Raw genomic sequence first — 10716 nt, 5'->3', positions numbered from 1 at the left:
GAACCCGAACGAGAACGGGGCCCCGCGGGTCTTCCTCGTGCAGGCGAAGATGCCGGGATGGTGGCAGGTCCTGCTGCCCGTCGAGCCCAACGGAAGCACCGGCTGGGTGAAGGCCGCCCAGGTCAACGCGAGCCAGACGCCTTACCGCATCGAGGTGGCGCGCGGCGCGCACGTGCTGCGTCTCTTCAGCGGCGATCAGAAGATCGCGGAGGAGAAGGTGGCCATCGGCACCTCGGACACTCCCACCCCCGGCGGCCGGTTCTTCCTGATGGAGCTGCTGCGGCCAAGCAACCCGAACGGTGCCTACGGGCCGTACGCGTTCGGCCTGAGCGGGTTCTCCACCAGCCTGGACGACTTCGGCGGCCGCGATCCGGTCATCGGGATCCACGGCACGAACGATCCGAGCTCGCTGGGCCGCGACGTCAGCCACGGCTGCATCCGGCTGAGCAACGACTCGATCACCCGGCTGGCACAGACCGTCCCGCTGGGGACGCCAGTGGAGATCGTCGCCTGATCCCGGACGGTCCCGGTGATCCCGGGCTGATCAGCCTCACTCGCGCTGATCAGCCCGGGTCCGGTCCACGCCGATGTTCGGCGATTCGCACGGTTGACACTCCACGAACGTTGCTGGACGTCTGAGCGCGATGCCCCGAATGGGCGAGTCCGATGCGTGAAGAGTTTTGGTCGTTCTGACGGCCACAATCCTCACCTCTTGCGGATCGCCAGGTGCCCTGCGGCCCCTTTTGCCCCTCTTGAGGCGGATTGCTGGCGCTGCGCGGCGCCGCGGGATCCCCGGTGGGTCGCGTGCCGCGGGTGGACGCGCCGTTTCGGACTCGCTCTGTCGGGATCAGCCCCGACGGCGCTCCGGCGGACGGGTGTGCCCGTGGCGCGTCGGCACGAGCTGCCCTCCACATCCCGCACCGACGCGGCCACGTCCGATGGAGCCCGTCACTTCCCCACCGGATGGACGGGCGAGGAGTCGAGCCCGCCGCCTCCCTGCCCATCTCAAGGGTGGCCAATCGCAGCCGAGTGAACCTGCGGACAGGGGAATCGGATGGTGTCGGATAGCCGACACGACCACCACTTGCGGCTAGACCAAACAACCCGATACGGGAAACATCCGACGATCCGCCGCACCGGGCCGCGCCGGGCGATTCAGATCCGCCTCGGCGCCGACGCCCCACCGGCCGACGCGTTCCGGGCCTGCGCGTGCCGTGCAAGGGCGTCACGGCGCTCCACCGCGTGGTCCACGATCGGGCCCGGGTACCCGTTCGGTGGGCCGCCCGGGCACTTCCACGGCTCGTGGACCAGCTCGGCGGGCAGACCGCGCAGCTCGGGAACCCAGCGCCGGATGTACTCCCCGTCGGGATCGAACCTGCGGCCCTGGGAGACGGGGTTGAAGACGCGGAAGTACGGCGCCGCGTCGGTGCCGGTGCCGGCCGTCCACTGCCACCCGTGGTTGTTCGAGGCGAGGTCGCCGTCCACCAGCCGTTCCAGGTACCAGCGGGCCCCGTGCGCCCAGTGGACGTGGAGGTCCTTGCAGACGAACGACGCCTCGATCATCCGTACCCGGTTGTGTACCCAGCCCTCGGCCAGCAGCTGGCGCATCCCGGCATCGACGATGGGATATCCGGTTCGCCCCCACTTCCACGCCTCGAAGCTCTCGCCGGGTGGTTCATAGGACATCCGGGCCAGGGTTTCGGAGAGGTCGCTCCGTGCTGAGGATGGATTAGCCGCGAGGACATCCGCGTAGAACTCCCGCCACGCGATCTCGCTGCGGAACTTCTCCGCCGCCTCCGTGGCGCCGTCGGTGGCGCCGTCGGTCGAGGGAGCCGTCGCCGTGCGCACGCCGTCCAGCACCGTTCTCGGATGTATGCAGCCCCATTTCAGGTAGGGCGACAGGCGCGAGGTGACGTCGGCCGCCGGCTCGTCGCGGTGCCGCGCGTAGTCGCCGAGCGGCCCACGCAGGAAGGCGTGCAGGCGGTCATGTGCGGCCTGCTCACCCGGCGGGGGCAACGTGACGCCGTCGAGGACGGGGTCCGGGGGAATCTCCTCGCTGCCCCCGCTCAGCGAGGCCGGATCAAGCCAGTCCGGCTCCGTGGGCGCGGGTGCGACCGGCTCGGGCCACCCGTGCGCCTTCCAGGCCCGGTAGAAGGGGGTGAAGACCCGGTAGGGCGAGCCGTCCGGCTTGACCAGCCGGCCGGGCTCGACAGCATAGGCCGAGCCGGTGCGCCGCAGCTCCCGTCCGCCCGCGAGCAGTGCCCGGGCGACCCGTTCGTCGCGGCGACGCCCGTACGGCCCGTGGTCGGCCGCGATGTGGACGACGTCGGCACCGATCTCGCCCGCCACGGCGGGGACGACCTGTTCGGGGTCGCCGGCGCGCACGCACAGCCGGCCGGCGAGCCTGCGGTCGAGATCCCGCAGACAGCGGTAGAGGAACGCGAGCCGCACCGGCCCGGCCGGGCGGCAGAGCGCCTCGTCGAGGACGAACAGTGCCAGCACCGGGCCCTGCCCGGCCGCGGCGATCAGGGCCGGGTTGTCGTCGAGGCGCAGGTCCCGGCGCAGCCACCACACGGTCCGACTCGATGTGGACGATCTCATCCACAGAAGGTAACGACCCACACACCGCAACACACTGTGGACCACTTCAGTGCCACACAGGTCCACGGCGTGGCATCACTTCATCGCCAGCCACACACTGTTGTGCTGTCGGGGTGACGCAGGCCGTGCAATGGGATCAGGGCATCTCGGACGCCTGGTCGCGAATGGCGCAGACCGGGCCCAAAGTGATCGTCTTCGCTCTGATCCTCGCGATCGGCGCGGTCGTCGTCCGGGCCCTGCTCCGTCTCGCGGACCGGACCCTGGAGGACAACGGTTTCGACCGTCTGCTGGCCCGCAGCGGCATCGGCCGGCTGCTCCGCTGCCATGACACCATGGTCCGCGACGGGCTGTTCCGGCTGGCCGCCGTGGCAGGTCTGCTGGCCGTCCTGCGCGTCGCGCTCGGCGTCTTCGGTCCCAGCCCGGCCGACCGGATGGCCGGCGCGGTCCTGGGAGTGCTGGTGCGGCTCCTGCTGGCGATCGCGATCGTGCTGGTCGGCCTGGCGCTGGCCGGCATCGCGCGTCAGTTCCTCACCGACTCCTTCAGCGGGCTGCCGCACGGGCGCGCCCTGAGCCGGGTCGTCGCCGCGGCGGCCTGCCTCCTCTTCGGAAAGGCCGCCCTGGACGAGCTCGGCATCGGAACCTCCGTCACGACCCCGCTGCTGTACGCGGTACTCGCCGCCGGCACCGGTGTGCTCGTGGTCGGAGTGGGCGGTGGGCTGATCCGTCCGATGCAGAGCCGCTGGGAGGAGATTCTCGATCGCGCCGAGGACGCCGCCGAGGACGCTCGTGCCGCCTGGCGTACCAGCCACCCGCCGACGGCACCCACCACACCGCCGCCCTCATCCACCGAGCCGGCGTCCCCCGCAGGCCAGGCAGCCTCAGCCAGCCAGACAGCCTCCGCCGGCCAGACAGCCTCCGCAGGCCAGGGGTCCTCAGCCGAGCAGGTCCGCCGCGAGACCCGCCCGGCGCCTGGCCCGCGGCCCCCCATCCCGCGGCGCCCGCCCATCCCACCGCCAGGCGAACGGCCGATGCCGGCGCTGCCGCCGCGTCCGTCGACGGCGACCCGCCGGACGGCCGATCCCCGGGGACCGATACCGTCTGCGGACCGCACCGTCCCGCCCCCAGCGACGGGCACCGCGCCACGGTCCGGGCAGCCTGCTCCACCGCCCACACCCCCTGTTCGGGGGGATCAGCCCAGCCCCTGACCACGCTTCTGACCGACCAGTAGGGGCGCGTTCGGCAAACTACGACGCGCCACGACGCCGGGTGGGGCACTCTGGGAAGACGAGAACTACTTCGGGTCGCGGCGCGGCGCCGACGCCGCTCCGCACGACGGGGGGAGCCCCCTACGCCAGGACGAACAGCGGACGATCAGCACCTCGCGGAGGGCGACGCCACAGTGGCGTCACGAGATTGCGAGCGAAGGGACTTCCGGGTGAACGAGCCATCGGACATGGAACGTTCACGGCTGCTCCTTGGCTGGCTGGCAGCCCGTCGGGCAGTGGATCACTGCCTGTCCGACCTGCTGGCCGCCGGCCCCGCCGGTGAACGCAGGGTCCGTGAGTCGCTCGCGAGGGTCGATGACCTGGAGACACGCGCCCAGGTGGCATTCGATCGCTATCGCAGCGCGGCCGGGTCGGCCGAAACGGCGATGCCAGGTACCGAGCCGCCCCAGATCTGGCTGGCCGACGCCGCGCCAGCCGCCGGCGCGGACGGAGCCGAGGACGGCCAGAACAGCAGGAACAGCGAGACGGGTCGCGGCCCGCGCAGCACCGTGGGCAGAATCGGCCCGGTCGAGCGCGGTGGCCCGGTCGACCGCGGGATCGGTGCGGCCCAGAGCAGCGCGGCCCAGACGGCCCAGAGCGGTGCGGCGCAGAACGGCGAGGCCCGCGCGTTCGACGCCGAGACGAGAAACGTCATGCCACTACCAATGCACTCCCGCAGCATGACCCCAGCCGGTCGGGAGCAGTCCGGAGCCGACCCCGCGGCGGATCGTTGGGCGCCACGTGAGCGCCCGCGACTGAACGTCGTGCGCGAGGGCGATCTCGCGCGCAGCAGTTCAAATACAAAGAGTAATCAACGACACCGTTGATGCACGGCCAGGTTGGCGGCGCGTCAGAATACCCGTCGTGTCGGCCGCCCGCCGCCGCCGCGTCGTCGCGGTCCGGCTTCTTACCTCGCTGCTCGCGACGATGATGGTCGTCACCGGCTGTGGACTCATCGGTGCCAACGATTCCTCCCCGCAGGCCAGCGCGACGGGCAGTCCGGTAACCGCGACAACCTCGCCATCACCGTCGCCCACATCGGGACCGGACGCCTTCGAGCGGAGTGGACGCGGTAGTCAGATCCGGCTGACGCTCCCGGACAGCGGCACGGTCGAGCCGTATCCCCTGGTCGTGGCTTTGCACAGCCTTTACCACGACGGCAGCGAGCCGCAGCTCGGCTGGGGCCTGGACGAGTTCGCCCGCTCGTCGGGCTTCGCGGTCGTCTACCCCGACGGCCTGAACCTGTCCTGGAACGCGGGTACCTGCTGCGGCGCCGCCGCCGCGTCAGGCGTCGACGACGTCGCCTGGCTGCGTTCGCTCATCGCGCATCTGGAGACCAGATACCCCATCGACCCCCGGCGAGTCAGCATCATCGGACTGTCGAACGGCGGAATGCTCGCCTACCGCTACGCCTGCGAGCACGGCGACGAGCTCGCAGGCTTCGCCGCCGTCGCAGCCAGCCTGCAGACGCTCAGCTGCGCCCCGTCGGCGCCACTGACCACAGTGGAGATCCACGGCAGTCTGGACGGGCACGTCCCCTACGCTGGAACACTGTGGTCGGAGCCGTTGCAGACCGGGATCACGCCGGTGGACGTCAGCCTCGCGCCGTTCCGCGCGGTCGACGGCTGCCCGGCGCCCACCCAGCCCGGCGACACGAGCTACACCGGCGCGGACGGCCGCCCCATCGGTGCCAGCACGAACCCCACGGCGGCCTCCTCCGGCTCCGCCGGCACGCCCACCGGCGACGGAGCCGCGTCCGCGATCATCTCGGCCGCGGGACCCGACGGCCAGCTGGCCGGCTCCGGGACGGCCGGCTCCGGGACGGCCGGCTCCGGGACGGCGGCGGGGGCAGCTGTCCCATCGCAGCAGGCCACACCCACGACCACGCCGGTCGCGATCCGGCACGAGACGCTCTGCTCGACATCGGCCCACCTCGTCCAGTACGTCCTGCCGACGCTGGGGCACGGGTGGCCGGCGCTGACCGGCCCGACCGCGTTCAACACCGCAGCGGTGCTGTGGGACCTGCTGAAGGACGCCCGGTCGGCTACCGCCGGGCCGCGCATGTAGATCCCTGGACCCGCGCGGCCCGCGGCCCGCGGCCAGCGGCCGTCGGGCCTTGCCCGAGCCCGCGCCGTTGCCGGAGCCGTTACCCGAACCGGAGCTGGCGGTCGTGGACGGTGTCGCCACGACCGCCAGCCGGTCAGGCCACGGGCTGGAAGGACGCCCGGAGCGCGGCCATAAGGGTGTTGAGCGTCCCCGAGGCCTCGGCGGGCACCCGGGCGATGAGCACGTAGACCGCGCCGGAACCGTCGACCGTGCGCATGAGGTAGGACACGCGCTGACCATCCCGGTCGTAGGAGCCGGCGAGCTCCTGGGTCGGCGCGCCGGACGAGTCGGTGGCGGCGCCGGAACGATCCTGGCTCAGGCCGCTGACGCTGCCGAACTCACCGGCCTGCACCTTGCTGAGGGCGGTGGCGGCGTCCGCCCCGGCCACCCGGGCCACTCCGATCATCTGTGGGCCGTACTCGGCCGAGGTCCCGGCGGCGCCGGCACCCGGCTCACCGAAGAAGACACCGGTGTTGTCCTGGCGTTGCTTCCAGGACCCCGGATGGGAGAACGTGGCCTTCTGAACGGCGTCCGTGTAGGCCACCCAGTCAGCCGGCACCGTCACCTGGGGCTGAGCACTCGCGGCGGCGCTGGGTGCCGGGGTGGTCGCCCCCGCTGCCACGGTGGGAGTCGCGGCCGGTTCGGTGCCCGTAGCACCCGTCGCGGACGTCGTGTCGTCGCCGCTGGGCCGCACCTTCTCCCAGACAACTCCCGCTCCCACCCCGACCCCGAGCGCCACGCCCAGCACGACCAGAGCGATCACCAGGCGGCGTAGGAAGGGCCCCAGCCCGGTGTCCTCGCCGCCGGGATAGTCGTCGTCGAGGTCGTCGTCGCCGACCTCGACCGGGAAGTCCGGTTCGTCGCCCAGGTCCGCGTCGCCGAAACCTCGCCGACGGGCCGCCGCGCGACGGCGTGGCCCGGTGCCGGCACGCTCCGCGCCGCCCAGGGCATCCCGGCCATCGAGATCCCGGCCACCCGGGTCGGCGCCACGGCCCGCATCCGCGCCGCGGCCGGGCAGGCCGCGCTCCTGGCCTGCGCGGTCAAGGTCCCAATCCCGACGGCCTGGGCCATCCGGGTCCGCGTCCCGGTAGGAACGAGCGGCGCCGCCCACCGGTTCGACGCGCGGTGATGCCGTCGCGGAACGCGCCGATCCCTGTTGGTGAAGATCCCCACGGGGGCCGGTGCCGTATCGCGGATCCGTCCCGGCGGTGTTCGCCGGCACGGGCCACTGCCCCGTGCCCACAGCGCCCATCGCACCCGTCGCACCAGCGGCACCCGCCGCGCCGAGAGCCCCCTGAGCACCGGTGGCGCCCTGGGGGCGGGGTGACGTGCGCGCCGCGCCTGCCCGCGGCACAAGAGCCCCCCGCACGGACGTCCCGCCGGAACGGGTGTCGGTCGGTTCGTCCCAGCCGTTGTCGGGCGGGTAGCCACCGGCGGTGGGGCCGGTCGGAGGCTGGCCCATGGCGGGGAACCGGCCTCCCGCCGGCTCCGCGGCAGCCGGGCCTGGTGACGGATGGCCACCGGCGGTCGCGCCAGGTACGTAGCCGGCCGTCGCGGCATAACCGGGCCCCGCGGGCTGACCGGACGCGAACTGTCCGGTCAGGGGGTCCAGGCCATCCGACGGATAGGCCTGCGGCGGCTGGCCCGACTGGAGGTATCCCGGCTGGGGCTGACCCGACTGCGGGTAGCCCGGTTGCGACTGTCCCTGCTGTGGGTATCCCGGCTGGGGCTGACCCGACTGCGGGTAGCCCGGTTGCGGCTGTCCCTGCTGTGGGTAACCAGGCTGTGGGTAACCAGGCTGTGGCTGAGCCGGCTGTCGATACTCCCCAGGCGCATAACCGCCCGGCGGGTAGCCGCCGTCCTGATATCCACCGCCCACGGGACGCCCACCCGGATACGGCGCAGCGCCGCCATAGGGATCTCCAGGCTGCGAATCGTTCGGGTGCGGCTGCGGCTCACGTGAGCCGGGTTCGCCCCAGTACCCCTCGGGTTCCGCGCCGCCCTGCGGGTGCCCCCGATAGCCGGGGCGACCTGGATCTCCAGGGCCTCCCCTCCATGCACCGTCCGTCACCAGACAACCTCCGATTCCGGGACATGCAGGAAAAACCCGCGCGGTATACCGGTGTACCACGCCGTTGCGAGTGCGTTGCGCGAGCCCCCTTGACATTCGGGCCAGCCGGAGACGAAATCCCGGCGAACAGCCGGGCCCCCTTCCCCGGATGCGACCTACGCCGAACGCGGCTCACCGTGCGCGGCACGCAACTCAGCCGTGCCGGCTCAACGCGGCGGGCGACGCAGTCATGACCGCCCAGCGACATCATGACCACATCCGACGGTCGACATGTCACGACATCATGCTCCGGCACTCACATCATGCCGCCTTCGCCCGAAAGCAGCACGAACTGGACGGGACCGTCCCAGCCTGGCACAAACGTGCCGGGATGCCAGCCGATCACGCCGGCAGATCTTCCTCCGCCAGGACCGCGCCCCTCCCCATCGCGGCCGCCGGCCGAGACATTTGTGAGTAGGCCTTCACAACCGCCGCATCAAGCCGCATCAATGAGCGACCACCGTCCGGCAGGCCACATCGCGAGACGATGCAACGCACGCGGATCAGATCGGGCCATCGACTGGGGGCGGGATCCCGGCGGGCGGCGGGCGATGTCCGGCGGCAGGCGACGGATCCGAGCGGCGGCAGACGACGACGCCTCGCCACCGCGTCGGCATCACGGAGGCCACGCGCCCCAGACCTCACCCGGGCCGGGCCGTAACCTGCGGCGACGGCGTGCCGGGCGACCACCACAGCGCGATCCGTCCTGGCGGGTTCGTGCCGGCCTGACCCACGCATCGGGCAGTATGTCGTGGATCGGACACGCGCCGCGGTGCCTGGCTAAGCGGAACGTTGGTCGGAATTCAGGAATCGCTCAGGGTGCCGGGGGAAAGTGCCTACCATGACAGCCACGCACGACGCTCGGTCTCCCTGGGCACCGCCCGACAACCTGCCGGAGCGGACCAGGCCCGAGGCGGCTAGTTCGGAGGGGCCGATGGAGCCGCGGTCGCACGACAACCAGCAGCCTCCTGGCGGGCCCTCCTCCGGCGCGCCCGCCTCGACGCCCAGCCCCGCCGGGCCTGAGCAGACAGGCGCTTTCCCCGCCGTCCACACTCCGGCTCCGGTTCCAGCTCCGCCTCCGACCGGTCCGCGCCCCGGCCCGGGCGTCCCAGCTGGCTATTACCCGCCCGGCGACCAGCGGAGCAACCCCTACCAGCAGTCGGGGGGAGGCCACCGGTGCCCCCGGAGGCCTCCTACGGCCAGCCCTCGCCCTGGGCCGCGCAGCAGGCCTCCACGAGCCAGGGCCAAGGCGAGCAGCGGCCGGGATACGGCTCCGGCGCCACGCCCGGCGGTCCAGGCGGTCCGGGGCAGCAGAGTGCCTGGTGGAGCTCCTCCTGGGGATCACCGGTCACGCCGCCCGCACCCGGTGGGCAGGCGCCCGGATCTCCCAACGGACCTGACGGCTACGGCCGGTTCACACCCGCCACGCCGACACCGGCGCCTATGCGGCGTCGCCGCCTGATCGCGGCAGCCGTGGCACTCGCGCTGGTGTCCGCTGGTATCGGTGGTGGTGTCGGCGCACTGGTCGCGGGGGACGACTCACCGGCCGCGGTCGTGTCGACCGATTCGGGCCTGCAGCAGGCGACCGGCAGCTCCGGCGGGGTCTCCGAGGCCGCCGACAACACGGTCTCCGCCGCCGCACAGACCATCCTCCCGAGCGTCGTGACCATCGCGGAGGAATCCAGCCAGGAGGCCGGAACCGGGTCCGGCACGATCATCCGCCGGGACGGCTACATCCTCACGAACAACCACGTCGTCTCCGGGGCGTCGAACGGCGGCACCCTCACGGTCACCATGCAGGACGGCCGGACCTTCGACGCGACGATCAAGGCCACCGACCCGAGCGCGGACCTCGCCGTCATCAAGATCAACGCAACCAACCTGCCGGCAGCCACCTTCGGGCAGTCCGACGCGCTGCAGGTCGGCGAGCTGGTTGTCGCCGTGGGCAGCCCGCTGGGCCTCAACGGCACGGTCACCTCGGGAATCGTCAGCGCACTGCACCGCCCCGTGCGCACCGGCGACTCAACTGTTCAGGACCAGACGAACACCGTGCTGGACGCAATCCAGACCGACGCGCCCATCAACCCCGGCAACTCCGGTGGCCCGCTGGTCAACAGCAAGGGCCAGATCATCGGGGTGAACACGGCCATCGCGACGGTTGGCGGCAGTTCCTCACCCTTCGGTGAGTCCCAGCAGTCCGGCAACATCGGAGTCGGTTTCGCGATTCCGGGCAGCTACGCACAGAAAGTTGCGGCACAGCTCATCGACACCGGCACCGCCCGGCACCCCTATTTGGGAGTCAGCGCCAACACCGCGGGTGAGAACACCCGGTCCACGGCGGCAAGCGGCACCGGAGCAAGGATCCAGTCGCTGGTCGACGGCGGCCCGGCGGACAAAGCGGGCCTCCGTTCGGGCGATGTCATCACCAAGGTGGGCGATCGGACCATCACGGACATCGATTCGCTGATCGCGGCGGTCAGGTCCCACGACATCGGAAACCAGGTCCAGGTGACGTACCTGCGCGACGGCCAGACCAACACGGTGACCGTAACACTGCTGGAACAACCGCCCAATTCCTGAGCACCGGCCGGGCGACGGTTTTGGGGAACATCCGGCGGTTTCCGCACCAGCCAC

8 protein-coding genes are annotated in these 10716 nt (G+C 71.8%); 6 read left to right on the top strand and 2 right to left on the bottom strand.

From position 1 onward, the window contains the following. Positions 1 to 514: L,D-transpeptidase (locus FREUN1FDRAFT_RS19490; RefSeq protein WP_006541864.1), on the top strand; the 514-nt coding region annotated here is incomplete at its 5' end. 641 nt (positions 515 to 1155) lie between these two features. Here the strand turns inward: FREUN1FDRAFT_RS19490 and FREUN1FDRAFT_RS19485 are convergent. Continuing rightward, the gene (locus FREUN1FDRAFT_RS19485; protein ID WP_006541863.1) at positions 1156 to 2574 is read right to left on the bottom strand and encodes a deoxyribodipyrimidine photo-lyase; all 1419 of its coding nucleotides are present in this window, start codon (positions 2572 to 2574) and stop codon (positions 1156 to 1158) included. A 140-nt stretch (positions 2575 to 2714) separates the two neighbouring features. Between FREUN1FDRAFT_RS19485 and FREUN1FDRAFT_RS19480 the strand changes: the two genes are divergently transcribed. The 3 genes from FREUN1FDRAFT_RS19480 (at position 2715) to FREUN1FDRAFT_RS19470 (ending at position 5933) form a co-directional block, all read left to right on the top strand. Beyond that, a complete protein-coding gene (locus tag FREUN1FDRAFT_RS19480; protein ID WP_035952381.1) occupies positions 2715 to 3806 on the top strand; it encodes a hypothetical protein in 1092 nt (363 codons plus the stop codon). Between the two features lie 248 nt (positions 3807 to 4054). Continuing rightward, a complete protein-coding gene (locus FREUN1FDRAFT_RS39940; RefSeq protein ID WP_006541861.1) occupies positions 4055 to 4693 on the top strand; it encodes a hypothetical protein in 639 nt (212 codons plus the stop codon). 37 nt (positions 4694 to 4730) lie between these two features. After that, the gene (locus FREUN1FDRAFT_RS19470) at positions 4731 to 5933 is read left to right on the top strand and encodes a PHB depolymerase family esterase (protein ID WP_006541860.1); all 1203 of its coding nucleotides are present in this window, start codon (positions 4731 to 4733) and stop codon (positions 5931 to 5933) included. A gap of 133 nt (positions 5934 to 6066) precedes the next feature. Here FREUN1FDRAFT_RS19470 and FREUN1FDRAFT_RS19465 read toward each other — a convergent pair whose 3' ends face one another. Further along, the gene (locus tag FREUN1FDRAFT_RS19465; protein WP_006541859.1) at positions 6067 to 7434 is read right to left on the bottom strand and encodes a hypothetical protein; all 1368 of its coding nucleotides are present in this window, start codon (positions 7432 to 7434) and stop codon (positions 6067 to 6069) included. 51 nt (positions 7435 to 7485) lie between these two features. Here FREUN1FDRAFT_RS19465 and FREUN1FDRAFT_RS44005 point away from each other — a divergent pair, with 51 nt between their 5' ends. Together FREUN1FDRAFT_RS44005 and FREUN1FDRAFT_RS19455 are read left to right on the top strand one after the other, a co-directional pair. Next, positions 7486 to 7935, top strand: coding sequence for a hypothetical protein (locus FREUN1FDRAFT_RS44005; RefSeq protein ID WP_006541858.1), 450 nt, complete (start codon positions 7486 to 7488; stop codon positions 7933 to 7935). Positions 7936 to 9258: 1323 nt separating this feature from the next. Beyond that, on the top strand, positions 9259 to 10662 hold the full coding sequence (locus FREUN1FDRAFT_RS19455) for a S1C family serine protease (protein ID WP_006541856.1): 1404 nt from the start codon (positions 9259 to 9261) through the stop codon (positions 10660 to 10662). The last annotated feature ends 54 nt before the right edge of the window (positions 10663 to 10716 follow it).

The sequence above is a fragment of the Parafrankia sp. EUN1f genome, assembly GCF_000177675.1.
GTDB lineage: Bacteria > Actinomycetota > Actinomycetes > Frankiales > Frankiaceae > Parafrankia.
This window is presented reverse-complemented; position numbering and strand designations above follow the sequence as displayed.

Excerpts from the sequence above, each read along its gene's own strand:
- FREUN1FDRAFT_RS19465 (WP_006541859.1), bottom strand. The coding sequence starts at position 7,434 with ATGGGCCAGCCTCCGACCGGCCCCACCGCCGGTGGCTACCCGCCCGAC.
- FREUN1FDRAFT_RS44005 (WP_006541858.1), top strand. The coding sequence starts at position 7,486 with ATGGCCACCGGCGGTCGCGCCAGGTACGTAGCCGGCCGTCGCGGCATA.
- FREUN1FDRAFT_RS39940 (WP_006541861.1), top strand. The coding sequence starts at position 4,055 with ATGGAACGTTCACGGCTGCTCCTTGGCTGGCTGGCAGCCCGTCGGGCA.